This window comes from Altibacter sp. HG106 (genome assembly GCF_028561755.1).
Classification (GTDB): domain Bacteria; phylum Bacteroidota; class Bacteroidia; order Flavobacteriales; family Flavobacteriaceae; genus DFVG01.
In genome coordinates, this window is record NZ_JAQQTD010000006.1 from 92,756 (window position 1) to 118,520 (window position 25,765).

26 protein-coding genes are annotated in these 25,765 nt (G+C 45.2%); 13 read left to right on the top strand and 13 right to left on the bottom strand.

The window, feature by feature from the left end; genetic code table 11:
• Positions 1 to 81: 81 nt before the first annotated feature.
• From PO830_RS11390 to PO830_RS11400, 3 genes are read right to left on the bottom strand one after another with little or no spacing between them, the layout of a single operon-like run.
• Entirely contained in the window at positions 82 to 666 is a 585-nt protein-coding gene (locus PO830_RS11390) for a sugar transferase (protein WP_272853698.1), read from the bottom strand.
• A gap of 15 nt (positions 667 to 681) precedes the next feature.
• On the bottom strand, positions 682 to 3,153 hold the full coding sequence (locus tag PO830_RS11395; protein WP_272853699.1) for a GumC family protein: 2,472 nt from the start codon (positions 3,151 to 3,153) through the stop codon (positions 682 to 684).
• A 3-nt stretch (positions 3,154 to 3,156) separates the two neighbouring features.
• Positions 3,157 to 3,954, bottom strand: coding sequence for a polysaccharide biosynthesis/export family protein (locus tag PO830_RS11400; protein ID WP_272853700.1), 798 nt, complete (start codon positions 3,952 to 3,954; stop codon positions 3,157 to 3,159).
• A gap of 106 nt (positions 3,955 to 4,060) precedes the next feature.
• Here PO830_RS11400 and PO830_RS11405 point away from each other — a divergent pair, with 106 nt between their 5' ends.
• From PO830_RS11405 to secA, 7 genes are all read left to right on the top strand, one after another.
• Positions 4,061 to 5,929, top strand: a complete 1,869-nt coding sequence (locus PO830_RS11405) for an ABC-F family ATP-binding cassette domain-containing protein (RefSeq protein WP_272853701.1) — start codon at positions 4,061 to 4,063, stop codon at positions 5,927 to 5,929.
• On the top strand, positions 5,929 to 6,702 hold the full coding sequence (locus PO830_RS11410; protein ID WP_272853702.1) for an O-methyltransferase: 774 nt from the start codon (positions 5,929 to 5,931) through the stop codon (positions 6,700 to 6,702). Before PO830_RS11405 ends, PO830_RS11410 begins: the two co-directional genes overlap by 1 nt.
• Positions 6,703 to 6,755: 53 nt before the next feature.
• Positions 6,756 to 7,442, top strand: coding sequence for an ABC transporter ATP-binding protein (locus PO830_RS11415; RefSeq protein WP_272853703.1), 687 nt, complete (start codon positions 6,756 to 6,758; stop codon positions 7,440 to 7,442).
• Positions 7,443 to 7,451: 9 nt separating this feature from the next.
• Positions 7,452 to 8,261: a class I SAM-dependent methyltransferase gene (locus PO830_RS11420; protein ID WP_272853704.1), complete on the top strand. Its 810-nt coding sequence runs from the start codon at positions 7,452 to 7,454 to the stop codon at positions 8,259 to 8,261.
• A gap of 147 nt (positions 8,262 to 8,408) precedes the next feature.
• Positions 8,409 to 8,981, top strand: coding sequence for a cob(I)yrinic acid a,c-diamide adenosyltransferase (locus PO830_RS11425; protein WP_272853705.1), 573 nt, complete (start codon positions 8,409 to 8,411; stop codon positions 8,979 to 8,981).
• A gap of 123 nt (positions 8,982 to 9,104) precedes the next feature.
• A complete protein-coding gene (locus PO830_RS11430; RefSeq protein WP_008272287.1) occupies positions 9,105 to 9,326 on the top strand; it encodes a DUF2795 domain-containing protein in 222 nt (73 codons plus the stop codon).
• A 178-nt stretch (positions 9,327 to 9,504) separates the two neighbouring features.
• Positions 9,505 to 12,858, top strand: a complete 3,354-nt coding sequence (gene secA, locus PO830_RS11435) for a preprotein translocase subunit SecA (RefSeq protein WP_272853706.1) — start codon at positions 9,505 to 9,507, stop codon at positions 12,856 to 12,858.
• Positions 12,859 to 12,893: 35 nt separating this feature from the next.
• On the opposite strand, the gene PO830_RS11440 is transcribed toward secA, so the two are convergent.
• Positions 12,894 to 13,277 (bottom strand): hypothetical protein, encoded by a 384-nt coding sequence (locus tag PO830_RS11440; protein WP_272853707.1) that lies wholly within the window; start codon positions 13,275 to 13,277, stop codon positions 12,894 to 12,896.
• Positions 13,261 to 13,875, bottom strand: a complete 615-nt coding sequence (locus tag PO830_RS11445) for an RNA polymerase sigma factor (protein WP_272853708.1) — start codon at positions 13,873 to 13,875, stop codon at positions 13,261 to 13,263. The genes PO830_RS11440 and PO830_RS11445 overlap by 17 nt, the downstream gene beginning before the upstream one ends.
• 108 nt (positions 13,876 to 13,983) lie before the next feature.
• Here PO830_RS11445 and PO830_RS11450 point away from each other — a divergent pair, with 108 nt between their 5' ends.
• Entirely contained in the window at positions 13,984 to 14,334 is a 351-nt protein-coding gene (locus tag PO830_RS11450) for a DUF6249 domain-containing protein (protein WP_272853709.1), read from the top strand.
• 126 nt (positions 14,335 to 14,460) lie between these two features.
• On the opposite strand, the gene PO830_RS11455 is transcribed toward PO830_RS11450, so the two are convergent.
• From PO830_RS11455 to PO830_RS11465, 3 genes are read right to left on the bottom strand one after another with little or no spacing between them, the layout of a single operon-like run.
• On the bottom strand, positions 14,461 to 16,041 hold the full coding sequence (locus PO830_RS11455; protein ID WP_272853710.1) for a hypothetical protein: 1,581 nt from the start codon (positions 16,039 to 16,041) through the stop codon (positions 14,461 to 14,463).
• Positions 16,013 to 16,612, bottom strand: coding sequence for a hypothetical protein (locus PO830_RS11460; RefSeq protein WP_272853711.1), 600 nt, complete (start codon positions 16,610 to 16,612; stop codon positions 16,013 to 16,015). The genes PO830_RS11455 and PO830_RS11460 overlap by 29 nt, the downstream gene beginning before the upstream one ends.
• Positions 16,596 to 17,138 (bottom strand): RNA polymerase sigma factor, encoded by a 543-nt coding sequence (locus tag PO830_RS11465; RefSeq protein WP_272853712.1) that lies wholly within the window; start codon positions 17,136 to 17,138, stop codon positions 16,596 to 16,598. Before PO830_RS11465 ends, PO830_RS11460 begins: the two co-directional genes overlap by 17 nt.
• A gap of 152 nt (positions 17,139 to 17,290) precedes the next feature.
• Between PO830_RS11465 and PO830_RS11470 the strand changes: the two genes are divergently transcribed.
• Positions 17,291 to 17,848, top strand: a complete 558-nt coding sequence (locus PO830_RS11470; protein WP_272853713.1) for a DUF2383 domain-containing protein — start codon at positions 17,291 to 17,293, stop codon at positions 17,846 to 17,848.
• Between the two features lie 77 nt (positions 17,849 to 17,925).
• On the opposite strand, the gene PO830_RS11475 is transcribed toward PO830_RS11470, so the two are convergent.
• On the bottom strand, positions 17,926 to 18,357 hold the full coding sequence (locus PO830_RS11475) for an organic hydroperoxide resistance protein (RefSeq protein ID WP_272853714.1): 432 nt from the start codon (positions 18,355 to 18,357) through the stop codon (positions 17,926 to 17,928).
• Between the two features lie 89 nt (positions 18,358 to 18,446).
• Between PO830_RS11475 and meaB the strand changes: the two genes are divergently transcribed.
• Positions 18,447 to 19,529, top strand: a complete 1,083-nt coding sequence (gene meaB, locus PO830_RS11480; RefSeq protein ID WP_272853715.1) for a methylmalonyl Co-A mutase-associated GTPase MeaB — start codon at positions 18,447 to 18,449, stop codon at positions 19,527 to 19,529.
• Here the strand turns inward: meaB and PO830_RS11485 are convergent.
• Positions 19,519 to 20,463 (bottom strand): NAD-dependent epimerase/dehydratase family protein, encoded by a 945-nt coding sequence (locus PO830_RS11485; RefSeq protein ID WP_272853716.1) that lies wholly within the window; start codon positions 20,461 to 20,463, stop codon positions 19,519 to 19,521. The two genes, meaB and PO830_RS11485, sit on opposite strands and share 11 nt — an antisense overlap.
• 94 nt (positions 20,464 to 20,557) lie before the next feature.
• On the opposite strand from PO830_RS11485, the gene PO830_RS11490 reads away from it, so the two are divergent.
• Genes PO830_RS11490 through PO830_RS11500 form a run of 3 tightly spaced genes read left to right on the top strand, consistent with a single transcriptional unit; the run spans position 20,558 to position 23,521 of the window.
• Positions 20,558 to 21,268, top strand: a complete 711-nt coding sequence (locus PO830_RS11490; protein ID WP_272853717.1) for a glycosyltransferase family 2 protein — start codon at positions 20,558 to 20,560, stop codon at positions 21,266 to 21,268.
• Positions 21,265 to 21,897: a lipid-A-disaccharide synthase N-terminal domain-containing protein gene (locus PO830_RS11495; protein ID WP_272853718.1), complete on the top strand. Its 633-nt coding sequence runs from the start codon at positions 21,265 to 21,267 to the stop codon at positions 21,895 to 21,897. The genes PO830_RS11490 and PO830_RS11495 overlap by 4 nt, the downstream gene beginning before the upstream one ends.
• Positions 21,884 to 23,521: an ArnT family glycosyltransferase gene (locus tag PO830_RS11500; RefSeq protein WP_272853719.1), complete on the top strand. Its 1,638-nt coding sequence runs from the start codon at positions 21,884 to 21,886 to the stop codon at positions 23,519 to 23,521. The genes PO830_RS11495 and PO830_RS11500 overlap by 14 nt, the downstream gene beginning before the upstream one ends.
• Here the strand turns inward: PO830_RS11500 and PO830_RS11505 are convergent.
• Genes PO830_RS11505 through PO830_RS11515 form a run of 3 tightly spaced genes read right to left on the bottom strand, consistent with a single transcriptional unit; the run spans position 23,504 to position 25,695 of the window.
• The gene (locus PO830_RS11505; protein ID WP_272853720.1) at positions 23,504 to 24,076 is read right to left on the bottom strand and encodes a phosphatase PAP2 family protein; all 573 of its coding nucleotides are present in this window, start codon (positions 24,074 to 24,076) and stop codon (positions 23,504 to 23,506) included. The genes PO830_RS11500 and PO830_RS11505 overlap by 18 nt on opposite strands.
• Positions 24,069 to 24,299 (bottom strand): hypothetical protein, encoded by a 231-nt coding sequence (locus PO830_RS11510; protein WP_272853721.1) that lies wholly within the window; start codon positions 24,297 to 24,299, stop codon positions 24,069 to 24,071. Before PO830_RS11510 ends, PO830_RS11505 begins: the two co-directional genes overlap by 8 nt.
• 28 nt (positions 24,300 to 24,327) lie before the next feature.
• Positions 24,328 to 25,695: an MATE family efflux transporter gene (locus PO830_RS11515; RefSeq protein WP_272853722.1), complete on the bottom strand. Its 1,368-nt coding sequence runs from the start codon at positions 25,693 to 25,695 to the stop codon at positions 24,328 to 24,330.
• Between the last annotated feature and the right edge of the window lie 70 nt (positions 25,696 to 25,765).

Below are 25,765 nucleotides of genomic sequence, written 5' to 3' on the forward strand. Positions count from 1 at the left end.
CTTAGCAACTGCAAAGATACATAGCTTCCAAGAAACTAGCGGGTTTCCTTTGTATTAGTTTTAGGTTTCGTTGGGGTTATCTTAGAAAGAGCGCCAGATATAATAGAGGTCTTTTTTGAATGACCAGTTTTGACCGTATGCGAGATTAATCTTAACCTTGTCGGGCCAAAGCACCGTATCATTATAGTGCTGTGGATCTGCTTGTTGCAGCAAGATCGCTTCTTCATCTTTGTACTTCACGGTCGCGGGGCCCGTAAGTCCGGGTTTAAGCTGAAGGATTTCTCGATCGGCTCCGGTTAAGGTATCGGCATAGCCGGGAAGGTCGGGGCGTGGGCCCACCCAACTCATATCACCTTTCAGGATATTGAACAGTTGCGGCAGTTCGTCGAGTTTGGTTTTCCGAAGCCATCGGCCGAAACGGGTTTCGCTGTTCTTCATCGAAATAGGATCGGGATGTTCGGTTCCTTTGAGCGATCGAATCTTATACAATTTGAAGCGTTTCCCATATTGCCCGATACGTTCCTGAACAAACCAGCCCCATTGTCCGGTACTCAAGGTGGCAATGAACAGCAATAACAGTATTGGAAGCAGCGCACATGGAAGCAACAGTAACGCCAGTAGCACATCAAACCTTCTTTTACTACGTTGCTGTTTCGCGCTTAGCATCTATTTAGGAACTATCTACTTGCGTTGAAAGAAACGTTTGATACGTTTCCAAAGGGATGGCTTGCGTTCGTCTTCGTGGTACCCCTGGCCATAGCCGCCATACCCATACCCATAGCCGTACCCGTAACCATAGCCGTAGCCATAGCCGTACTTGGCCTTTTCTTGATAGAAATTGAGTACAAAGCTGATGTGTTTAACCTCCCCGCGCTTGTATTTCTCATTGATCAGCGCGAACATCCCTTTCTTGGTGTAGTTTTGGCGCACCATATAAATGGTCGCGTCCGCGAATCGGGTGAGCACTAAAGAATCGGCTACCAATCCTACCGGTGGAGAGTCTAATACAATATAATCGTAGCTTCCTTTCAGTTCTGCCACCAATTGCTCCATCCGCTCGCTCATAAGCAATTCGGAAGGATTCGGAGGAATAGGCCCCGAAGTGATCACATCCAGATGCGGCACTTGCGTTTTTTGAATAATATCGGGCAATTCGGCGTCGTTGATCAGATAATTGACGACCCCTACGTCGTTATTAATATCAAAATCTCCGAAGATCTTTGGTTTCCGAAGATCAAGCCCAACCAACACCGTTTTCTTTTCGCTTAAGGCAAATACCGAAGCAATATTGATGGAGGTAAAGGTTTTTCCTTCCCCGCTAATAGAAGACGTAATGAGTAAGGTTTTCGCTCCAATGATCCCCTTTTCATTGTAGAAGAATTGCAGGCTCGACCGAATGGCACGAAAAGATTCGGCCACAGCAGATTTTGGTTTTTCAATCACCGCCAGGTTATTCTCCATTTTCACTTTTCCAATGGCGCCGAGAATCGGAATTCTGGACATGCGTTCAATATCTTTCAGATTCTTCACGCGATTGTCGAAGAAGGCTTTCAGAAATACAAACAAAAACGGAATTAGCAGTCCGAACAGTAGGGCCATAACGTAATTGAGCTGGGTGTTGGGGCCCACCTTCCCGCCTCCTGTGTCTTTGGCCGGATCGATGATCATTACGTCACTCACGTTGGCTGCTTTTACCAGTCCCGCCTCACTGCGTTTGCTGAGGAATAAGTTATAGGTACCCTGGCTAAGGTTGAGGCGGCGTTCGATTTTTAGCAGTTCCTGTTGCTCGGCAGGAAGTTTTCTAATTTGCGCCTCAAGACTCCCTATGTTGTTATTGATCGCCTGCAGTTGCTGATTGATCAAGCCTTTTGAGGACCGAATATTTTCAAGCAATACGGCTTTCACGGCATCGATCTGTCGATCAATATCGGCAAAAACGGGTGCGCCTTCTTTATAAGAATATTGCAAGCGGCCGCGCTGTTCGGCAAGGGTAATAATTCTAGCCACGCTTCCCCCAATACTTCCTTCGGAAATACCCGCTACCGAGGGTGCCGGAATATTTCGGTAATCGGAACGGCTCACCAAATACTCTTCCAGGGTATTGTAATAATTTAATTCTCGTAAGACATTTTCTTTCTGAAGGTCTAGCGAAGTAAGTCGATTGCTGATTTCGTTTCCTTCAGACTCCAGGTTGAAGATCGCATTCTGATTCTTGTAATCGTTGAGTTCATTCTCGACAGCAGTGAGCTCTTGCGACTTTTCTTGCAAACTGCTGTCGATAAATCGAATGGTCTTGGTAGCAAAGAGGTTCTTCCGCTCCAGCATATTTTCACTGAGTACGGCTACGGAAGTATTTAAGTAATCGACGATGCGTGCCTTATTCTTTCCGTTTTGTCGAAGAATCAAGATCGACGAACCACTGGATTCAGGTTGCACATTAATTCCGAGATAGCGCCCAACCGAACCGTTAAAATTAGAAAATGAGAAGTAATACGGTTTCCCTGGAACAACCGACCGATCTTCCACCGGCATCAAGGTCACAGATAAATAGGAAAGCTGTACCGATTCTCCCAATTGATAGGTTTTCTCGAAGGTCTGTGCTTCCACAAACTGACTCTCGCGTTCTTTTTCCTCATTGAAGAACTGAATAGGATATCCTTTAGAGGTTTCAAAAGTAGTGCTTAGTGAGTACCGTGTTGAATCTAAAAACCGAACGGTAAACGACTTATTAAGGATCTGTGCCTTCGAGGTATCCACCTCCACCACAAATGGCGTTTGCTTGTAGGCATCTACACGCTGGTATTTTCCTTCCCGTTCGTAGTTCAAATAATACTGTAGTTTATCCACTACTTCTTCGTTATGCGAACGAGAGCGTAATGTGATGAGGGCTGTGTTCACCTTATCGGTAGTCCCACCCCAATTAAAGGTTAGGCTGGTATTGGATGTAAAGAAGGGATTTTGATCGTCTTTGATCGACACCATGGTCGAAAGTTGATAAATAGGCAGCTTCCGAACATTAAAATAGTAAGCGATTCCAAAGGCGATCAATAAGGATACGATAAACAGCGGCCAATGCGACAGCAATTTTAGCATGAACCCTTTTAGATCAAAAATCGCCGCACCCTGTTGTTGATATTCAAACTCTTCTTCCATGGCCTACAATCTAATAAATAATAGTACGGTGGTGGTAAGTGCGGTCAAAACCGTTAAGATAGTTCGAAAGGACTCCAGGCCTGTCACACCTGTACCTAAGCTCTTTTGCGGTAAGGGATTTATCAAAATGAGATCATTGGGCTGTACGTAATAATAGGGAGAATTCATGGCATCAATATCGGTAAGATCGATATGATGTACTTTCTGTCCCAATGGGTATTGACGTATGATCACTACATTTGTCTTATCACCAGTCGAAGGAATATCTCCACTATTCGCAATCGCTTCCATGATGGATACTTCGTCTCTGTAAATAATTTGAGAGCCAGGCCCCCCAATTTCGCCACTAATCGTATATCGAATACCCGCCAACTTGACGGTTACAAAGACGTTCGCTTCTGCCTTAAAGTAATCATCCAACAGAATTTTTTCAATCTTTTCACGAACCTCCTCTACTGTAAGCCCCAACACCGGAAGTTCGCCAATGGTTGGAATTCGAATGTTCCCATGGGCGTCTACCACAAAGCCATCGTAGTACAATCGTTCTTCACCGGTGGCATTTGGATTATTATTTTCTACCGGGTTGAAAATATTCACCAGATCGTCGTCCAGGGCTTTTACCCGAATGCTCAACAGGTCGTTTACCTGCAACCGATACGGTTCCTGCACCTTCCGAAGCGTCACCAAAGTATCCTGTCGCCCGTCCTCATCTTCTTGAAGATACGTAAGTTGTTTTTGAGTGATACAGGAGGTAAAACTTGCGGCAGCAAAGAAGAACAGTAACCAATTGACTAACTTCATGGTAAGATCGCGGTTGTTAGTGAGCAAATATAAAGCAACCAAAGTAATAATAAAATATAATTGCAGGGAACTGCTGAATTTCTATTTATTTTGCAAAAAAGTCCCTATGAACTACGTTTCGGTTGAGAACATATCTAAGTCGTATGGAGAACGCGTTTTGTTCACCGATATTTCCTTCGGAATCAATGCCGGACAAAAAATTGGTTTTGTCGCTAAAAACGGAACCGGAAAAACAAGTTTATTGAACATTTTGTCCGGAGCCGACACCCCCGATACCGGGGAGGTGATCTATCGGAAAAAATTGCGAGTGTCTTTTCTCGATCAGGAACCCGATCTTGACCCTACCCGAACCGTAGAAGAAACCATTTTGGCTTCCGAAAACCCGATACTGGCCATCATCGCCCGGTATGAAAAAGCGCTTGAAAACCCTGAAGATTCCGAAGCCTACCAAGCTGCCTTCGATGCTATGGATGCTCATAATGCATGGGACTTCGAAACGCGTTACAAGCAAATTCTCTTTCAGCTGAAGCTCGAGCAATTAGATCAAAAGGTAGCGAATCTCAGCGGCGGACAAAAAAAACGACTGGCTCTGGCGATCGCCCTCCTTACCCAACCCGATTTATTGATCATGGACGAGCCCACCAACCACCTCGATCTGGAAATGATCGAGTGGCTGGAAGCCCTGTTCGCCAAAGAAGCACTCACCCTGTTTATGGTGACGCACGACCGCTATTTTTTAGAACGGGTATGCAATGAAATTGTAGAATTAGATCAAGGAACGCTGTATAGCTACAAGGGCAATTATAGCTACTATCTGGAAAAGCGCGAAGCCCGACTGGAAGTGGATGCCACCGAAACGGCCAAAGCGAAACAATTGTACAAATCGGAATTGAGCTGGATCAGGCGACAACCCAAAGCCCGTACCACCAAAAGTAAGTCGCGCATCGATGATTTTCAGGAGATCAAGGCCCGGGCACACCAACGTCGCAACGATCACGAAGTGCAGCTAGAACTCAATATGGAGCGTTTGGGTACCAAAACCGTAGAACTTCACAATATTTCCAAATCGTACGGTGATAAAGAACTGTTCGATTCTTTTGATTATAACTTCAAACGGGGGGAACGCGTAGGGATTATTGGTAAGAATGGTACCGGGAAATCTACCTTTTTAAACATACTCACCGGCAGTTTGCCACCTGATACGGGCAAGGTGGTTATTGGAGAAACCGTGCAATTTGGGTATTACACCCAAAAGGGAATTACCATGAAACCCGGGCAAAAGGTGATTGAGGTGGTTCGGGAATACGGCGATTTTATTCCGCTGAAAAAAGGGCGACAAATCTCGGCAGCACAATTGCTGGAACACTTTTTATTCGACCGAAAAAAACAGTACGATTACGTAGAAAAATTGAGCGGAGGCGAACGAAAACGACTGTACCTGTGTACGGTCTTGATCAAAAATCCAAATTTTTTGATTCTGGATGAACCTACCAACGATCTGGATATTGTTACGTTGAATGTGTTAGAGCGATTTCTGCTGGATTTTCCGGGCTGCTTACTGGTGGTTTCCCACGACCGATATTTTATGGATAAAATCGTTGATCATTTGTTTGTCTTCCGCGGAAAAGGAGTTATAGACGATTTCCCGGGAAACTACTCCGATTTCAGAGCCTATGAAAACAGTCAGGATCCTGCACCCACCGAAAAAGAGTCGGATGCCAAAACCGACTGGAAAAAAGACCGACCCAAAGCAAGCTTGAGCTATTCGGAACAAAAAGAATATCAAAAGCTCGAAAAGGAGATCGCCAAACTGGAAGGAGAGAAAGAAGCGCTTCAGAATAAATTCGCGACCGAGAATTGGGATGGAGAAGAAATTGATATCCAATCGCAAAATCTGCAAGACCTCATCGATACCATTGACGAAAAAACCGAACGTTGGTTCGAACTATCCGCTAAACTGGAAGGCGCTGAGTGATGAAACACGCGATTACATCGTACCTTCAATTTTTGTGGCGCTCCAAAAATCAGCACGGCGTCCACTCCCCTTTTGTTTACCATCTAGTTACCCAGTGTTTCTATGACCGAAAGCGCTATCCCGAATACGAAACCCTTTCGGCGGTGCGAAAGGAGTTGACCCACGACCACAGTACCCTTCAGGTTTCTGATCTGGGAGCCGGATCGCGGGTCTTTTCTTCAAACAAACGCAAAGTGAGTCAAATCGCAAAGCACGTGGGCATCTCTAAAAAAAGACAGCGGTTGTTATTTCGACTCGTACGCTACCTACAGCCCGCAAACATGTTAGAGCTAGGAACTTCCCTGGGCCTCGCCACTACTGCCATGAGCTTAGGAAAGCCAGCAGCATCGGTGATTAGCATCGAAGGCTGCGAAGAAACGGCACAACGCGCAAACGCGCTTTTTGAGACCTATGGGTTGGAGGGCATTCGGTTGTACACACAAGCGTTTGAATCTTTTTTTAAAGAACATCCTATCGCCACCTACGATCTGGTCTACGTAGACGGGCACCACAGTAAAGAACATACGCTTCAGTATTTCGAATGGCTGCTACCGCACGTTCATGAACATTCGGTATTGCTGTTTGATGATATTTATTGGAGTGCTGAAATGACCGAAGCCTGGAAACAAATCTGTGCAAACGAACGAGTAACCGTTAGTATTGATACATTTCAATGGGGATTCGTATTTTTCCGAAGCGAACAGAAAAAACAACATTTCGTGATTCGTTTGTAACACGTAACGTACCTTTGCGTCCTATGGATGACGTCTAAAATAGGGAATTGCTTATGAGCCTAGTCATTAAAATCCGAAACATTAAACGCGACTTCCCCCTGGGGCAAGAGGTCGTAAAAGTATTAAAAGGGATCGATCTTGACATCGCCCGCGGCGAGTACGTTGCGTTAATGGGACCCTCTGGTTCGGGGAAATCTACCCTGATGAATTTGTTGGGTTGCTTAGACACTCCTACCTCGGGAAGCTATGAACTAAACGGCAGAGACGTGAGCAATATGACCGATGATGAACTCGCCGAAATTCGCAATAAAGAGATTGGCTTTGTGTTTCAAACCTTCAACCTGCTTCCCAGAACAACGGCACTAGAGAATGTGGCCCTTCCTATGATTTACGCCGGCGCCAGCAAAGCCGAACGCACCGAACGGGCAGAAGAAGTTCTTAGTGATGTAGGACTGGCCGATCGTATGGATCACCGACCTAATCAACTTTCTGGAGGACAACGACAACGCGTTGCCGTAGGGCGCGCTCTGGTAAACAAACCTTCCATTATCCTTGCCGATGAGCCCACAGGAAACTTAGACTCCAAAACCTCGGTCGAGATCATGAAACTGTTTGATGACATTCATGCAGCCGGGAACACTGTCATTTTAGTTACCCATGAAGAAGATATTGCCGAACACGCCCACCGTATCATCCGACTGAGAGATGGAATGGTAGAAAGCGATAAACGAAATCGATAACATGCGCCCATGGAAACGGTAGAAAAGACGCTGGAAAAGAATAAGAAGCAGAAGGAGTTCTACAATACCAAAAAGAAAAACCTACCCACACGACTCTGGTCGTTTATTCGGGAAAAGGGCCTCAAAGACATTCGCAAAGAACTTGGCGTATTGCAACAAACCTATGCCTTGCATCGAAAATGGCTGGGCGACCTAAGCGACAAGAAGGTGCTGGACCTTGGTTGCTATTCCGGAAACAACTTATCGCGCTACCTCGCAGAAAATAGTGCCTCGTACGTGGGGATCGATTTGAGCGATAAAGCCATTGCGAAACTCAACGAAAAATTAAGTGATATTCCCAATGCTAAAGGCATGGCTGTAGATTTCTTTTCGGGGGAATTTTCGCAAGGCCCGTTCGATATCATTTATGCCTACGGCGTGCTACACCACTTCAAGAATGTGGATATGTTGATAGACCGACTTCAGGAAAAGCTGGCTCCGCAAGGAAAGATCATCAGTTACGATCCACTGAAGACAAGCTACCCGGTGTGGTTGTTAAGAACCCTATACCGACCCTTCCAAAGTGATGCGGCCTGGGAGTTTCCCTTCGGAAGAAAGACCTTTCGTAAATTTGAAGACGCCTTTACCATTCTCGATCAACGTGGGGTGCTGGGCACCTCAAAGTGGTATTTTTTAGTTACCTTATTACCGCTTCCGAAGCATACAAAGGAAGCCTGGGGTAAACGTGCCCATCAAAAGGACTGGGAACGTTCGGCCCAATCGAAACGCCATTTGTTTCGTTGCATGCAATTAAATCTATTACTTCAGAAAAAAGAATAAGGTGTTTTATTATTTAGGACTGGCCGCAGGATTGTTTCTACTGGTATTGTACTTTGTACAACGCAGCAACAAATCCCTTCGTAAGCGCGATCGACGCAGCTTCCGTACCCGATATAAAGATCGAAGAAACGAACAGAACGACCCCTCATGAAGATTTACACGAAAACAGGAGATAAAGGAACCACCGCCCTTTTTGGCGGCACCCGAGTTCCCAAACATCACATACGCATTGAAAGCTACGGAACCGTAGACGAATTGAATTCTCATATCGGGCTCATTCGCGATCAGGAGATCCCTTCGGAAACAAAAGAATTTCTGGCAGCCCTACAGCACGATCTCTTTACACTGGGAGCCATGCTTGCCACAGACCCTGAAAAGGCGCAACTCAAAAGCGGCAAAGAGCGATTAAATATTCCAAAAATTGATGTCGAAGCTGTCAAACGATTGGAAAATGAAATTGACGCCATGAATGAGACACTTCCCGCCATGACGCATTTTATCTTACCGGGAGGTCATCCTACGGTGTCATATTGTCACATTGCGCGCTGCGTGTGCCGCCGTGCGGAACGTTTAGCGACGCTACTCCATACGGAAGAACCGGTAGATGCGCAGGTGCTAACGTACCTCAACCGACTTTCTGACTATCTTTTTGTGCTGGCACGGAAGTTGTCTAAAGTGGTAGGAGCCGAAGAGACGCCCTGGATACCCGAAAAGAAGTAGGGAGTGATAGTGACCAACGTTTCAAAGCTCTAGCGCGTTCTTTAAAATACAGCTGAAATAATTGTTTTTTTTCTTGGCTTTTTGAACTAAAAAATTATTTTTGCAAAAAATTAAATCGATACCATGTACTGGACATTAGAATTAGCATCTTATTTAAGTGATGCGCCTTGGCCGGCAACAAAAGACGAATTGATAGACTACGCCATCCGTACGGGGGCTCCCTTAGAGGTGGTAGAGAATCTTCAGGCGATCGAAGATGAAGGAGATTCGTATGATTCTATCGAAGAGATCTGGCCAGATTATCCAACAGATGAAGATTATCTTTGGAACGAAGATGAATACTAAGAAAACCGCATGAAATATGCGTTTTTCAAACAAATAAAAACAACAAAAGCCTCTTTGTAAAGGGGCTTTTTTTATACCTTATTGATAACAGAAACCTTTGGCAAAACGGTTTTTTTGCAGTTGCTTTGTAGCTTACGCTAATGCAACTGCGACAGCAACGATAAAATAGCATAATCCCATGGGAATTTTAGATAGTGTACTTAAAGTATTTGTAGGAGATAAGTCCAAAAAAGACATCGGGGACATCCAACCCATAGTCGATCAGGTGAAGGCACACGAAGCGGCCATCGCCAAGTTAAGCCTGGACGAGCTCCGCGCCAAATCGGATGCCTTCCGAAGACGCATTAAAGAAGATCAACTGGACATCCAACAACAGATCGAATCTTTGGAAAAAGAGGCTGAAACCATGGAGGATATCGACCAAAAAGAGGCCATCTACAACCAAATTGATGCCCTACAGGACGATCGCTACGCTATTGAAAAGACTACCTTAGATGAAATTCTTCCCGAAGCATTTGCCGTGGTTAAAGAAACGGCAAAACGCTTTAAAGACAATACCACTCTTGTCGTAAATGCCAGTCCGTTCGACCGCGAACTTTCGGGCGAAAAGGATTACGTAACGCTCGATGGGGAAAAAGCCATCTGGAGTAATTCCTGGGATGCCGCCGGAAAAGAAGTGACCTGGGATATGGTTCACTACGATGTGCAGCTGATTGGAGGGGTGGCCCTTCATCAAGGCAAAGTGGCCGAAATGCAAACGGGGGAAGGTAAAACACTGGTAGCAACCCTTCCTGTTTACTTAAACGCGCTCGCCGGAAATGGCGTACACCTCGTTACGGTAAACGACTATCTGGCCAAGCGAGATAGTGCCTGGATGGCTCCTATTTTTGAATTCCACGGAATGAGCGTTGATTGTATCGATCACCACAAACCAAATTCTGCAGCGCGACGCAAAGCGTATAATGCCGATATCACCTACGGAACCAACAACGAATTTGGATTTGATTACCTCCGTGATAATATGTCGCATGCGCCTCAAGACCTGGTGCAACGTCCGCATCACTACGCCATCGTAGATGAGGTGGATAGCGTGTTAATTGATGATGCACGAACACCGTTGATCATTTCGGGACCGGTTCCTCAGGGCGACCGACATGAATTCAATGAATTAAAGCCGAAGATCGACGATATCGTGAGCGTGCAACGAAAATACTTAACAGGAGTACTGGCGGAAGCCAAAAAATTAATTTCGGAAGGCGACACCAAAGAAGGAGGGTTTCAACTGCTTCGGGTGTATCGCGGGCTCCCAAAGAATAAGGCCTTGATCAAATTTCTTTCCGAAGAAGGCGTGCGACAAATTCTTCAGAAGACGGAGAATTATTACATGCAGGACAACAATCGGGAAATGCCGAAGATTGATGCCGAATTGTATTTTGTGATCGATGAGAAAAACAATCAGATCGAATTAACCGATAAAGGGGTAAATTACCTTTCCGGAGACGATGACCCCGATTTCTTTGTGATGCCCGAGATGGGAACCGAAATAGCGAAGATCGAAAATCAAGAACTCAGCAAAGAAGAGGAGGCCGAAGCCAAGGAAGAATTATTTCGTGACTTCAGCATCAAAAGTGAGCGTATTCACACCATGAACCAACTCCTTAAGGCGTATGCCCTGTTCGAAAAGGATACGCAATATGTGGTGATGGATAACAAGGTGATGATCGTGGATGAACAAACCGGACGAATCATGGATGGGCGTCGTTATAGCGACGGACTCCATCAAGCGATTGAAGCCAAAGAAAATGTAAAGATCGAAGCGGCCACGCAAACCTTTGCGACCATTACCCTTCAGAATTACTTTAGAATGTATCGCAAGTTGTCGGGTATGACGGGTACTGCCGTTACGGAAGCAGGAGAGTTGTGGGAGATCTACGAATTGGATGTGGTGGAAATTCCTACCAACAAGCCGATTGCTCGAGACGATCGCGAAGACAAGATCTATAAGACGAAACGCGAGAAATACAATGCCGTGATCGAAGAGGTTCAGGAACTATCAGAGGCCGGACGCCCGGTGTTGATTGGTACTACTTCAGTAGAGATCTCTGAGTTGCTCAGTAAGATGCTGGGGATTCGGAAGATTCCGCATAATGTACTGAACGCGAAATTGCACAAAAAAGAGGCCGATATTGTTGCGGAAGCCGGTAACCAGGGTATGGTAACCATTGCTACCAACATGGCCGGTCGGGGTACCGATATTAAGCTTTCCAAAGAAGTAAAAGAAGCAGGCGGATTGGCCATTATTGGTACCGAACGCCACGATTCTAGACGTGTAGACCGCCAGTTGCGCGGGCGTAGCGGTCGCCAGGGAGATCCGGGAAGTTCTCAGTTCTACGTGTCGCTGGAAGATAATTTGATGCGTCTCTTCGGAAGCGAACGAATTGCCAAGATGATGGACCGTATGGGATTGAAGGAAGGCGAAGTAATTCAGCATTCCATGATTTCAAAATCCATTGAGCGCGCCCAGAAAAAAGTAGAAGAGAACAACTTTGGTATCCGGAAGCGTTTATTGGAGTATGATGATGTGATGAACGCCCAACGAGAAGTTGTGTACAAACGTCGTTACCACGCGCTTTTCGGAGAGCGTCTCCGAGTGGATATCGCGAATATGATCTACGACACTTCGGAAGTGATCGCCGAAAGCAACAAATTGGCACAGGATTACAAGAACTTTGAGTTCGAATTGATCCGCTTTTTCTCGATGAGTTCGCCTATTTCTGAAGCGGAATTCGAAAAAATGGACGCCAAGAAGATCGCCGGAATTATTTACAAGGCAGCTTATGAGCACTATCAGGAAAAGATGGCGCGCAATGCGGAAATGGCCTTTCCGGTCATCAAAAATGTGTACGAAACCCAAAAGGATAAGTACAAGCGAATTTTAGTGCCGTTCTCTGACGGAGTAAAAACACTCAACGTAGCGACCGATCTGGAAAAAGCTTACGAAACCGAAGGCCGACAATTGGTTCAAGATTTTGAAAAGAACATTACGTTAGCCATTATTGATGATGCCTGGAAAAATCACCTTCGGAAGATGGACGAACTCAAGCAATCGGTTCAATTAGCGGTGCACGAGCAGAAAGACCCGTTATTGATCTACAAGTTTGAAGCCTTCGAATTGTTCAAAGAAATGATCGATAAAGTAAATAAGGATGTTATCTCGTTCTTATTCAAAGGAGAACTTCCGCAGGAGAATCAACAAATTCAGGAAGCGCGACAAACACGTCCGAAGGAAAAGCTGAGCGAACAAAAAGAAGAAATTCCAAATATGGACGAACGCGCAGCACAATCACGTGCCGCCGGAAACACCCAAAAACAACCGCAAGTAACAGAAACGATTACCCGAGAACGCCCAAAAATTGGGCGAAACGACCGGGTTACCATCAAAAATGTGATGAGCGGCGAAAACAAAACGGTGAAATACAAACAGGCCATTCCGCTACTTGACAAAGGCGAATGGGTGTTAGTAGATCACTAAAGAGTATGGAAGTCCGACACCTTTGTCGGACTTTTTTATTCCTTAGAAATGCGCTGTTTTATCAAAAATGGTATTTGAAGTAGAAACAGCGACAGGAACGCCACGGCGTACATAGCATGCTGAGAGAGATTTGGGAGTTCTATCGCAGGGTTCCATTTCCATGTCGCTATAATGGATCGCACTTCAGAATTAAAGAATGTAAGATTTGGCCATCCCCACAGCAGTAACGAAGCTCCCAAAAAGCCACTTCCAATACACCAAAGCACCGTGTTGGATATCAAGGGTGGGGTTTTCGAAAGCGGTTGAGGCTGCAGTCGTCTCATAATATTTTCTGAAAACTGATTGGAAACCCTTTCCAGCGGTACTTCCTGAAGTTGTTTGCGTAAAAAAGGATCCTTTTCGTTAGATGGCTTTTCCATGTGGTTTCGATAGATTCGGAAGTACATACTGCTGCAATTGCTCGTACAGCTTGGCACGACTTCGATGTAACTTTACTTTAATATTCGATTCTGACAGCTCGGTTATTGCTGCGATTTCTTTAACCGAAAGATCGTCAAAATAATACCAGGTCACTAAGGCGGCGTCGGTTTCCGGCAACATTTCTATACTCTTTCGAATAATGGCTTCTCGTTCCTTCTGCTCTAATTGTTCCAACGCGTTTTGAATGGGTGCTACCGCCAACACAGCGGCCCCTTCCTCCCACTCTTGCATGGGGTTTCGCTTTGCCTTCCGAAGATAATCGAGCGCTTTCCGATAGGCAATGCGATAGAGCCAACTCGAAAACTTTGCATCGCCCCGAAAACTCGCCAGCGAATGATAGGCTTTCACAAAGGTGTCTTGCGCTAATTCCTCAGCAATTTCGGGAGTTTTAACCATGCGAACAAGAACGGTATAGACCAAGCTTTGGTAAGTGGTTACCAAAAGACCAAAGGCTTTGGTATCACCCTTTAAACTCTTTTCAATGAGCGCTTGGTTAGTGTCATGGTTCATCCCTATTAAGACGTTTTTATCGGGCATGTGGTTACAAAATAAGAAAAGATAATTTTCGGCAAATTATGTAACCGAAGTTGTAAGGAGTACGTCCTACCTTTAAAAACGAACAATAGTCATTAAATCAATCAAATTATGGGATCAGAAGTAGTTATCTTACCAATCGTCTTTGGCGTTATTTTCGGAATTTTTTACTTGTACATTTCAGCACGCAATCGCGAGCGCCTTGCGCTTATCGAAAAAGGTGCCGATGCGTCTATTTTTTACTCGAAGGAACGAAGGGTCACTCCCGTGTGGAAAGTCATTGTCATTAATTTGGCCCTTTTGGCGATGGGTATCGGTCTTGGTATTTTTATCGCCGCCTTTTTCAGTCAGGTTCTAGGCCTTGATGAAGATGTAGCCTATCCCGGTACCATCTTCTTTATGGCAGGCGCCGGATTGTTGTCTGGGTTCTTTATAACGAAAAAACTGAATCGAGAAGCATAATCAAAATTGAGAACACCTAACGCAAGCCACTTCTGCCACAGAGGTGGTTTTTGTATATAAAAAAGGCATCGAAGGTCGATGCAGAAGAAGAGAGAATATACGCCTTACCTGGAATACGTAAGGCGTTTAATTTTTTAGGGTAACGTCGCTGTAGCGCGCGTCAATCTTGAAGGAAGCACTGTTGTTTTGGGACTTATGATAGCCGCGAAGCAGTACATTGTTCCCGTTTTTCGACTGATTTACCTGTAAGGATTTAGGGTGTAGCAGTCGTGTTTTCTTTCCGTTGAAATAGAAATCGAACCCAGCATCGGGAAGCAAGATAGTGGCGTTCGTATTGTCGAGAACGATATCAACCACTTTGAAGTTGTTCGCCACTTTATTTATAAAAAGGTTTCCGAAAGACCCTTGTAGCAAGGCTTCTCGATCGAGCACATTAATTTGAACATTGCTCGAATTGGCCTTCAACACAATGTTTTTTACCTCGTTCAATTTGCAATCCTCCACATAATCCACATCCAGAGAGCCGTCGTTCCATTCATTGATATACACCGGCGCATAGGCCGCATTGATGAGGGTACTCCCCCCATCAATGCTATTGGCTGTAAGCGCTGCATAATTCAATTTCGCACGTACGTTATAGGCATCGGCCATTTTCACTTCTCCGTGACGCACATTGATATCTGTTTTGCCACCTTTGGGCATCTTGATAATAATGGTTTTTCGTGCCTCGGGATGGATCTTTTTACCATCCTTCTCTTTTAGGATATACGCCTTGACGTTGTGCTTTTTTCCATGCGGACCTTCATCAAATTGCTCGGCCCAGGCTTCCATTTCTCGCCCAAAGTTCTCTCCCCAGGCTTCCATTTCTTTCTCAAATTCTTTTCCGAATTCTTCTCCCCAAGCTTCCATCTGCTTTCCGAGGTTCTCTCCCCAGGCCTCCATTTTTCGCTCGAATTCGGGCCCAAACTGATTGCTAAATTTCGCTCCAAAATCTTCTCCCCAGGCTTCCATGACCTTTTCAAAGCCTTTGGCCCATTCGTCCACATCTTTTAACCAGCGATCGGTTTGTTTTACCGTCACATTGGTCTTGTACTTACGGTTCAACTTATCGACATACGACTGCTTGTTGCGTTCGTATTCCGACTTATCGAACACATAGCTCCCGTTATTGTTAAAGTTGAAGTTCGTGTAGCCATCTTTGTAATGAATGCTAGCGCGTTCTTCGGTAAAAGGCCAGTTTGGCATTTCTTCATAATCGGGCACATCTGGAACGACCACATCAAAATTCATGGTGGTTAGATCTTTCAAAATAGGCATTTCAGGAAGTTGCTCGAGCACTTTCAAACTTTCCAGTGATTTCAAGGCGCCTAGTCCTGATAACGACTCCATGCCACTCCACGATCCTCCCGCATGAGAGGTAATCACTACCTTTTTGCTGTTTCCCAGGATATCAAAATCCCAGTTGTCAAAAATCTCTTTTTTCTGTGCTTCGGAAAGGTTTTCACCCTCGATACGAGCTTCCACTTCCACGATATCTTTGTTCCAGGTCTCGAAGACCACATGGGTGTGACTGGTATTTACAGACACCAGCACATCTTCTCCAACACTAAAGGTTTCTACATATTTCTTTTGTGCAAACGACACTCCCGAAAGGAGTATTGCGACGCTCAACAAAAAACTATGCTTCCATATTGATATATTTTTCATCATCTGTTTCTTTTAGTTCTTTTAATTTGTTTTTCAGTTTGAACAGCAATTCCAAACGAAGTTTCAAATTATCTATAAGGGCGTTGATGGTCGCTTCTGTTGGGCCCAGTGTGTTAAGTTCTTGCGTTAATCGTGTGTATTCTGCATCCAGATCTTTTAGGCGTCTCATATAGCCGTCAATGAGATCTTTATTCTCATTAGAAGTATCTAAGGAGGCAAGCTGAACATTGATACCAGCAGTATAAAACTCTTCTACTTTCTTCAAATCAGGAGAAAGATCTCCCAGGGTGATCTGTGGTGTGAGTGGTGTCTCAGAGGACGTATTATCGGTATCAACGATAGTGGGAGGCGTCGATTCGTTGGTCAAGGATCGATATCCAAAAATACTCAACGTAAGCAACACCAAGCCTACGGCAGCAATCTTCATAAAGAGAAACGCAGGGCGTTTCTTTTTCTTCTCTTCCGGAAAGGCCGCAGCAAGTCGTGCCTCGAACCGTGCTTCATGTCCTTTTGAAAGCTTCTTCGGTTCGGAAGTGTCTTCTTTCAAAAGCGATCTAATATCCTGTGCCATATTGCAAATGCTTTAAGTGTTCTTTTAATTTGTTCTTTCCGCGATGTAGGTTCGTTCTCGAGGCACTTTCAGTGATGCCCAGTATTTCGGAAATCTCCTGATGGTCATAGCCTTCTAATAAAAAGAGCGTTACTACTACGCGATAGTTCTCCGGAAGGGCCGCAATGGCTTCTTTTACTTCCGCAACGGTGGTGGCATCGGGCACGGTCCAGTTGTCATCCTGTACAATCGTCAACGTTTCCTCATTCACAGGATCGGTTTCCAATTTTCGCGCCTTCAGCACATCCAGGCAGGTATTGATCACGATCCGTTTTAACCAGGCTCCAAAGGTGACGTCTCCCTGAAACTGATCTAACTTTGTAAAAGCCTTGATAAAGGCCTCTTGCATCGCATCTTCTGCCGCAGCCGTGTCGTTTATATACCTGCTAGCAACAATTAACATGCCTTCACAATATTGATTGTACAAGGCCATTTGCGCCTTTCGGTCATGCTGTTTACATTGCTCAACAAGTAGTTGGTTCGACAAACTTGATGGTTTTTTTGGTTGCTGTTCAGTTAAAAGACGAGGGATTCTTTCCCGCGTTTCAAAATATTAACTTTTTTTAAGTTAAAATATAATTAAGTACCCCTTCTTGGACTGTCTTTTGTTGTACATTTAGGATGAACTAAGAGAGGGTTATGAAAGATAAATACAAAGATTTTGATCGACTGAATAGATTGATGGTAGCTTGCTTTAGGGCTGAACAATACTATTATAACGCAGCTCAGGATGCACAAACCACCGACCTCAAGCGATTTATGAATTACATGGCGACCGAACGTAATCGTATCGCCAACGATATTTCCAATCAGTTGAGTTCAAGAGATATTGAACCACTAGAATTGGACGTTGAAAAAGGAAATACCGATCGCACCTGGAGTGAGATCAAAGAGGCACTAGACAACTACGATGCGGTTGATATGCTGGCGGAAGGAATGGCAAGGGATAAAGGGATCGTCACCAAAATCTCTGATATGCTGAAAACGGAAGAACTTCCGGAGCCTATCCTGGAAATGCTTTACAAACACCGCAAGAAGATTCAGTGGTACCTAAAGCAAGCCGAACAGCATAAAAAGAACCACTTCAAAGATAATAGCCATAAGAAAGTAACCGAGGCAGAGGTGATGTCGGACGGGTCCCAAGAGGATGATGACGATGATAACGACGCCAGAATCATACAGATGCGCGCTATCTAGTTACCCATACAATAATAACCACAATAAAAAGCCGGAGTACATTGCTCCGGCTTTTTCAGTGTAAGAGGGTGATCTTTTTAGTCTTCGTCAATGAGGAGGTTTAGATTCACGGTAATGTTATCGCGCGTTGCTTTTGAAAAGGGACAAACCTCATGTGCTTTATTAACGAGCATTTCACCCGTTTCGGTATCAACATTCGGGATGTAAACATCTAAGGTAGCCTCTAGGAAAAACCCTTCCTTATCCTTACAAAAACCAATGGTTGCTTTAACACTCAAATTGTCCTCGTCTATGTCGATATCTTCAGCAGCCGCTACCGATTGCACCGCACCGCCAAAGCAAGCAGCATAGGCGCATCCAAACAATTGCTCTGGGTTGGCGCCGTCGCCCCCATCGCCTCCCATCGATTTAGGGACCGATAAGGATAGGTCGACAGGACCGTTGTCACTCTTCACGTGGCCTTTTCGCCCGCCGGTGGCGGTAGAAATACCTTCATATAATGTTTTCATGATTATTTTATTTGGTTTGAATAATCAATATACCAAGGTTGCGTATTTTTAAGAAACCCTTATTCATAAAATTGTCATAAATTTCACGCATGGCGGAAGAGAAACAGGACAGCGGAGCCCTTTCAGAAAAAGACGGCGTTACCACGCCCACCAACCTCAGTAAACAGGCGGCAGCGACCATTAAACAGAAACGAAAGCAATCCATTTCAGTCGAAACCCTGGTGGCCCAGCTGAAATTAGGAGACACCACTGCGTTAAGTCGGGCCATCACCTATATTGAAAGCGAAGCCCCACAACATCAAAACATCAGCAAATCGATTTTAGAACAATGCCTCCAGCATGCCGTTCCTTCCTTTAGAATTGGAATTACAGGAGTGCCCGGCGTGGGTAAAAGCACCTTTATTGAGCGCTTCGGAACCTATCTCACCAAAAAAGGACATCGGGTGGCAGTTCTTGCAGTGGATCCCAGTAGTACCGTAAGTCGGGGCAGCATTTTAGGCGATAAGACACGCATGGAGTCGCTGGTAAAAGACCCAAATGCCTACATTCGCCCTTCCTCCAGTGGAACTTCCTTAGGAGGCGTAGCCCGTAAAACCCGTGAAGCTATTATTCTCTGTGAAGCCGCAGGCTTTGATACCATCATTATAGAAACGGTGGGGGTAGGACAAAGTGAAACAGCCGTACACTCCATGACCGATTTCTTTTTACTTCTGAAGCTCGCCGGTGCCGGCGATGAACTGCAAGGTATGAAACGGGGAATTATGGAAATGGCCGATGCGATTGTGATCAACAAAGCCGACGGAGACAATGTGAAGGCTGCAAAACTCGCCCGAACTGAGTTCAATCGTGCCCTGCATTTGTTTCCGCCGAAGGAAAGCCAATGGACCCCAAAGGCTATGACCTGTAGTGCGCTGAAGGACGAAGGGATTGATACGGTATGGGAGGCGCTTCAGGATTATCTTGATACGGTAAAGGACAACGGATATTTTTCAGAAAAGCGAAAGCAACAGAACCGATTTTGGTTGCTTCAAACTATTGAGAATACGTTACAGCAAGCATTCTTTAGTAATGTAGAGGTTAAAAAAGCATTTGAGGCGCAACTTGAGCGTATTCACGAGCAAAAAACAACCCCTTTCGAAGCCGCAGCCTATCTGCTTTCACTTACGAAATAAAATGTTCCTGAAACCACGCGACCTGTGCTTCTAATCCCGTTTTTAGCGACGTTTTCGGGTTATAGCCAAGAACTTTTTTGGCTTTATCAATATTTGCCTTCGTTCGGGATTGATCGCCGGGACGCGGAGGTTGCACATCGACCTGAATAGTGGTATCTAGAATTTCTTCTACCGTAGCAATCCCGGTCGCTGTACTATTTTCTTTTTCAGTGCCCAGATTAAAAATCTCACCATTACATTCGGTTTCCTTTCCAATCACGCTCACAATACCATCAACAATATCCTGAACATATGTAAAGCTGCGCAGGTGATGTTCGCTTCCTTCAAAAAGCGGAAACGGCTTCCTGTTTAAGCCACAATCGATTAAACGGGTGTAAAGCTTATCGGGGCGTTCTCTAGGGCCATACACCGAATACAACCGTAGGGACGTCCCGGTTAAGAGTCCGCGGCGAACATAGGCCAACACCAATTGTTCGGCGGCCAATTTGGTAACACCGTACCAAGAAGCTGGGCGCGGAGCTTCGTCTTCGGTCATGGTGGCTTCCAAACCATAGATAGAGGAGGTGGCCATATTCACAAAATACGGTCGTTGTGATATGGTTTCAAGCGCTTCGAGCAGTCGGTGCGTCGCCAATACGTTATTTTCATAATAGTCGCGAAAGGTACTGGTAGAAGCAATTCCCGGCTGAGCTGCAAAGTGAAAAACGTGCGTGAACTCGTTTTCCAATAATTCGCCTAAATGAGACAGGCGAAGGTCTAATTGCTGCACGACAATGCCTTGTTGGGAGAGTGCCACAGCGTTGCGCTTTTTTAATTCGGGATCGTAGTACGGAGAAAAATTATCGATTGCAACTACCTCACACCCCATGCCTTGTAAGCGTTGTGCAGTGTGCGATCCAATAAATCCGGCGGCTCCGGTAACGAGTGCTTTCATAGGTACGATTCGACATACAAAGAAACCATTTTTTTATGGTTCTGGGTATTCTGCAAAAAAGAAATACTTTTGCAGGGATAACCTGCGATCGAATATGTACGAGTTTACCGTCATTATACCCGTGTACAACGAAGAAGACAATCTGGAACGGGTAGAACAAGAACTTTTAGCGTATCTAACAATCGCTAGCAAGAAAACGAAGGTGCTTTTTGTAAATGACGGCTCAAAGGATGCGAGCCAGTCGCTGATAGAAGCCATTTGCCTTCGAAATGAAGCGTTTACATATATCTCCTTTGTCGAAAATCGAGGCCTAAGCGCTGCCATTAAAGCCGGATTCGATCATGTAGAGACTCCGCTGTTGGGATACATCGACAGCGACCTGCAAACCGCTCCCGCAGATTTTAACCTGTTACTAGAGCATATCGATGATCACGAATTGGTGACGGGAGTTCGGGCAGATCGCAAAGATTCCTTCGTAAAAAACACCTCTTCGAGAATTGCCAACGGAATTCGCAGAGCGTTTACCCATGATGGCATGGACGATACAGGATGCCCGTTAAAGGTGATCAAAACCGAGTACGCCAAACGCATCCCGATGTTCAAAGGATTGCACCGATTCCTTCCTGCCATGATTTTATTACAGAAGGGCCGCATCGTTCAAATTCCGGTGCGGCATTTTCCAAGGGTGGCGGGAACCGCGAAATTCGGACTCTGGAACCGACTGCTAGGTCCGTTGATGGATTGTTTCGCCTATCTTTGGATGAAACGAAAGTATATCAATTACGAGATCCAAGACCAAGGATGAGCACGGCGCTTATTTATGGCATCGGCTTTCTGGCACAGCTCCTTTTTTCAGGACGCTTGCTCCTACAATGGATTCTTTCGGAACGGCAAAAAAGAATTATCACTCCTTCCCTCTTCTGGAAACTTAGTCTATTCGCCTCTTTTTTGTTATTCGTTTATGGGTATTTGCGAGATGACTTTGCCATCATGTTGGGGCAAACGCTTACGTACTTTATCTATATTCGAAACCTACAACTACAAGGCGAATGGTACAAATCACCCAAAATTTTACGCTGGTTCTTACTCGTCTTCCCGGTGCTGGTAGTGATTTATGGCTACAACAACGGTCAATACGACGCGGTAGAACTATTTCAGAATGAAGCCATCCCTGTCTGGCTTTTATGGTTGGGAATCATCGCGCAGCTTATTTTTACCCTCCGCTTTGTCTATCAATGGATGATTTCCGAAAAAACAAAAACCTCCCAGCTCCCTGTTGGTTTCTGGCGTCTCAGTGTGTTGGGGGCCGCCTTAATTCTTACCTACGCTATCTTTAGAAAAGACCCGGTAATGTTTGTAGGGCACAGCGCCGGTTTGATTATTTATATTCGAAATATCTTCATCGGAAAAAAAGAACGCCATGAAAACGCTTGAGAAACATCCTATCCTCTTTCTGACCCTGGCGTGTCTTGCCATCTTTTTCTTTCACCTCGATGCGATCTATATCAATATCATGGAAGCGCGTAACTTTATTACCGCGCGTGAAATGATCGATGATGGGCATTGGCTGCTTACCACACTAAACGGCGAGCCACGCTATCAAAAACCTCCACTACCCACATGGTTAACGGCTGCTTCCGGGTTGGTATTCGGACTCAAAAGTATGTTTGGGCTCCGACTTCCAGCAGCGCTTATGAGCCTATTATTAGTGCTTACCTCCTATCGACTGGGCAAACGTCTGGCGGGCGATTCGCGCTATGCATTCATTTCAGCCTTAATTCTGGCCACCTCTTTTTACATCATTTTCTCCGGCCGAAATGGACAATGGGACATTTTTACTCATGCCTTTATGATGGTGGCTATCTACCAAATTTTTCGATGGTTTCAAACCCAAAAGAAACCGTACGTTCGTGCCCTATGGGCAGGAATTTTTATCGGACTGTCGTTTATGAGCAAAGGTCCGGTTTCGGTGTATGCCCTTTTTCTACCTTTTCTCATCGCCTTTGGAGTGACCTATCGGTTTCGATCGCTTCGGAAACAACTACTGCCCATCGTACTATTGCTTGTGATTGCAACACTCTGCTCGGGGTGGTGGCATTGGTATGTGTATACGTTTGATGCCGAAGCCGTCGCTGAAATTACACGCCGTGAAGCGGCCAATTGGACGGGCTACAATGTACGTCCCTTCTATTATTACTGGAGTTTCTTTACGCAAAGCGGTATTTGGACGCTCCCAGCGTTTATCGGATTGCTCTATCCCTATCTGAAGAACCGCGTAAGTAACAAAAAGGGGTATCAATTCACGCTGCTTTGGACGCTAGTTGCCGTAGTGCTGCTCTCTATTATTCCTGAAAAAAAATCGCGTTACCTGCTGCCGGTCTTAATTCCTATGGCCTTAAATACCGCATATTACATAGAATATCTGTTTCGAAAATTTCGCAACCTCCCCCATAAAGGGGAAACCATTCCCGTGTTCTTTAATTTCGGACTGATCGCTTTCATCGGACTTGCATTCCCGATCGCGGGCTATGTTCTTTTGAAAGATCAACTTACCGGGCAATGGGTATGGTTTGTATTGCTTTGTGTGTCTCTGGTAGTTATAAGTCTGCTCATGCTTCGACATTTACGTTGGAAGCGCATCAAACCGGTATTCTACCTGACCATCGCTTTTATTATCGCCATTATTTCCTTCGGAATGCCTATGGCGTCTGCTCTCACCGTAAATCCGGAGTATCGGCCACTTTCTGAATTGCAGGATTGGCAAGCAAACAATGCGCTTCCGGTCTATGAATTAGGCGGCTTTACGCCAGAATTGATCTGGGACTATGGAAAACCCATCCCCGTGCTCACCGAAGACGGCGTGACGGAAGTTCCCGAAGAGGCTGCTTTTGGAATCTTGGTGGCCGAAGAAAACCTTCCAGTACTCGAACAAGAATTTCCGAAGCAACACTTCGCCGTAGAGAAAGTGATACGTTATGACATGAACCCGGTAGGGCCTGAGCATCGCAATCATAAGCCAAGGCTGTACCGAGATTTGTATCTAGTTAGAAAGCGCTAAGCGCTGCTGAGCATATTTTTGTAAGGTGTAAAAGAGTCCTCCCAAACTTCCACCAATCGCCATACCTGTGATAATATCTAATGGATAGTGCACGCCTAAATAAATTCGACTATAGGCAACCAGCACAGCCCAGGCAAGGAGCAGAAATGGCAAATAACGGTACCATGAACGCAATACCAACCCTAAAAACACTGCCGCGGCCATGGAGCTGGCGGCATGGGCCGAGAAATACCCAAATCTACCGCATCGCTTTGCCACAAAGCGCATGGCCTCCTGTAGTTCAGGGACTTGACAGGGTCTAGGCCGCTGTACTCCATATTTAAAAAGATTGGCCAATTGATCAGTCGCGGTAATCATGAGCGCGACCGCCACCAAAATAAGTACGGTGCGTTTCCAACCATAGTGTTTGAAAATGAGCACTAACAATAAGGCATATAGTGGAATGGACGACCATTTTTCGGTTACTATGGTCCAGAACCCGTCCCATGACTCAGACCCTAAGCTGTTGAGAAAGAGAAAAAGTTCGGTGTCGTATTCCAACAGCTGTTCAATCATCCTCGTAGCGTGCTATTTCCCGATCGTAGAACTCGGTTGCCTCTCGAATATAGGTTTCGGTTTCGGTTTCTAATTCTTTTTGATCGTGCTGATCAAATTCTTCAAGCCACTCTACCTCATCGGTGGTCAAATCGATAATAAATCGAGGAAAATCGGTATGTATCACGAACAACGAATCCGGGAAGTCGGAATTATCGCCCATTAAATATTTCGGTATTTCCATGTCAAACAAGTTTACGATACAAAGATACTTATTCGGTAATCAATTTTTTGGACAGTCTGTTAAACCTTAAAAATAACAAGACCCCACAAGTGGTGAGCCCTGCCAATAATCCCAGCCAAATTCCGGAGCTTGCATAATCGGTGTGCATTCCTAAATAATAACTTACGGGAAACCCAATCAACCCATACGAAAAGAAGGTAATGGCCGTGGGTACTTTGACATCCTGCATCCCGCGCAAGGCCCCTAAAAAGACTACTTGTAGCGAATCACTAATCTGAAAAATGGCGGCGATCAACAATAATTTTGAAGCGATGCTCCAAACTTGAAAGTTATCGGCAAATTGTGTTGCATCATCGTAGTCTAAGTACAACTTCGGAAATTGTTCTCGAAATACGGCGAAGGCAATGGCAAACACTGTAGCGAGCAAGGTATTTAGCAGCACAATGGAAAAGGTAATACGGCGCAGTTCTCGAAATCGTTTAAGTCCTTTTTGGTTCCCCACACGAATCATGGCCGTAACGCTAAAGCCCGTTGCCACCATAAAGGTCATGGACGAGAGGTTGAGGGCTATTTGATTGGCTGCTTGTGGATTTTTTCCCAGAATTCCGGACAACCAGATGGCCGCGGTAAAAATGGCTACTTCAAAAAACATTTGTAGGGCTGAAGGAAAACCGAGATTCATCAATTTTTTGAGCATCACCTTCCGAAGTTCAAAAAACCGTATCTGAAGCACGTAAAAGCGCGATTTATGATGCTGCGACATCAAATACCATAAATACGCCAGCATAATGATACGAGACGCGAGCGTCCCAATGGCGGCTCCCACAACGCCCAACTTCGGAAACCCAAAAGCGCCGAAGATGAAGACATAATTGAGTACAATATTCACTACATTGGCGAGTATAGTGGCGTACATGGGGTAACGTGTCATTGAAAGTCCGTCGCTACACTGCTTAAAGGCTTGAAAAATAATCAGAGGAACGAGCGATGCGGCCACAAGCGTTAGATACGGCATTGCCAGTTCGACCACCTCAGCCGGTTGGTTCATGATAAACATTAGGGGTTTGGCTCCTAAAACCATCAGAAATAAAGCCACGCCAAGTACCGTACACAGAAAGAGTCCGTGTTTAAACGCAGCCTTCCCCTTGCCTTCATTCTTTTCACCATCGGCCTCTGCGACCAATGGGGTAATAGCAGTAGAAAACCCGATACCCAGTGACATGGCAATGAACATAAAACTATTCCCTAAGGATACCGCTGCCAGTTCGGCCGTACCCAATTGCCCTACCATGATATTATCGAAGAATGCCACTAAGGTATGCCCTAACATGCCCAAAATGACCGGAGTAGCGAGCTGAATATTATAGCGAAATTCTTTGGTGTATTGAGATAACACTGCGTGTGCTTTTCAGCAAAAATAGAAAATACCCGTGCAACATCCGGGATGGATGTGTTGAGAAGTAATC

Excerpts from the sequence above, each read along its gene's own strand:
- PO830_RS11390 (WP_272853698.1), bottom strand. The coding sequence starts at position 666 with ATGCTAAGCGCGAAACAGCAACGTAGTAAAAGAAGGTTTGATGTGCTA.
- PO830_RS11395 (WP_272853699.1), bottom strand. The coding sequence starts at position 3,153 with ATGGAAGAAGAGTTTGAATATCAACAACAGGGTGCGGCGATTTTTGAT.
- PO830_RS11400 (WP_272853700.1), bottom strand. The coding sequence starts at position 3,954 with ATGAAGTTAGTCAATTGGTTACTGTTCTTCTTTGCTGCCGCAAGTTTT.
- PO830_RS11405 (WP_272853701.1), top strand. The coding sequence starts at position 4,061 with ATGAACTACGTTTCGGTTGAGAACATATCTAAGTCGTATGGAGAACGC.
- PO830_RS11410 (WP_272853702.1), top strand. The coding sequence starts at position 5,929 with ATGAAACACGCGATTACATCGTACCTTCAATTTTTGTGGCGCTCCAAA.
- PO830_RS11415 (WP_272853703.1), top strand. The coding sequence starts at position 6,756 with ATGAGCCTAGTCATTAAAATCCGAAACATTAAACGCGACTTCCCCCTG.
- PO830_RS11420 (WP_272853704.1), top strand. The coding sequence starts at position 7,452 with ATGGAAACGGTAGAAAAGACGCTGGAAAAGAATAAGAAGCAGAAGGAG.
- PO830_RS11425 (WP_272853705.1), top strand. The coding sequence starts at position 8,409 with ATGAAGATTTACACGAAAACAGGAGATAAAGGAACCACCGCCCTTTTT.
- PO830_RS11430 (WP_008272287.1), top strand. The coding sequence starts at position 9,105 with ATGTACTGGACATTAGAATTAGCATCTTATTTAAGTGATGCGCCTTGG.
- secA (WP_272853706.1), top strand. The coding sequence starts at position 9,505 with ATGGGAATTTTAGATAGTGTACTTAAAGTATTTGTAGGAGATAAGTCC.
- PO830_RS11440 (WP_272853707.1), bottom strand. The coding sequence starts at position 13,277 with ATGGAAAAGCCATCTAACGAAAAGGATCCTTTTTTACGCAAACAACTT.
- PO830_RS11445 (WP_272853708.1), bottom strand. The coding sequence starts at position 13,875 with ATGCCCGATAAAAACGTCTTAATAGGGATGAACCATGACACTAACCAA.
- PO830_RS11450 (WP_272853709.1), top strand. The coding sequence starts at position 13,984 with ATGGGATCAGAAGTAGTTATCTTACCAATCGTCTTTGGCGTTATTTTC.
- PO830_RS11455 (WP_272853710.1), bottom strand. The coding sequence starts at position 16,041 with ATGAAAAATATATCAATATGGAAGCATAGTTTTTTGTTGAGCGTCGCA.
- PO830_RS11460 (WP_272853711.1), bottom strand. The coding sequence starts at position 16,612 with ATGGCACAGGATATTAGATCGCTTTTGAAAGAAGACACTTCCGAACCG.
- PO830_RS11470 (WP_272853713.1), top strand. The coding sequence starts at position 17,291 with ATGAAAGATAAATACAAAGATTTTGATCGACTGAATAGATTGATGGTA.
- PO830_RS11475 (WP_272853714.1), bottom strand. The coding sequence starts at position 18,357 with ATGAAAACATTATATGAAGGTATTTCTACCGCCACCGGCGGGCGAAAA.
- meaB (WP_272853715.1), top strand. The coding sequence starts at position 18,447 with ATGGCGGAAGAGAAACAGGACAGCGGAGCCCTTTCAGAAAAAGACGGC.
- PO830_RS11485 (WP_272853716.1), bottom strand. The coding sequence starts at position 20,463 with ATGAAAGCACTCGTTACCGGAGCCGCCGGATTTATTGGATCGCACACT.
- PO830_RS11490 (WP_272853717.1), top strand. The coding sequence starts at position 20,558 with ATGTACGAGTTTACCGTCATTATACCCGTGTACAACGAAGAAGACAAT.
- PO830_RS11495 (WP_272853718.1), top strand. The coding sequence starts at position 21,265 with ATGAGCACGGCGCTTATTTATGGCATCGGCTTTCTGGCACAGCTCCTT.
- PO830_RS11500 (WP_272853719.1), top strand. The coding sequence starts at position 21,884 with ATGAAAACGCTTGAGAAACATCCTATCCTCTTTCTGACCCTGGCGTGT.
- PO830_RS11505 (WP_272853720.1), bottom strand. The coding sequence starts at position 24,076 with ATGATTGAACAGCTGTTGGAATACGACACCGAACTTTTTCTCTTTCTC.
- PO830_RS11510 (WP_272853721.1), bottom strand. The coding sequence starts at position 24,299 with ATGGAAATACCGAAATATTTAATGGGCGATAATTCCGACTTCCCGGAT.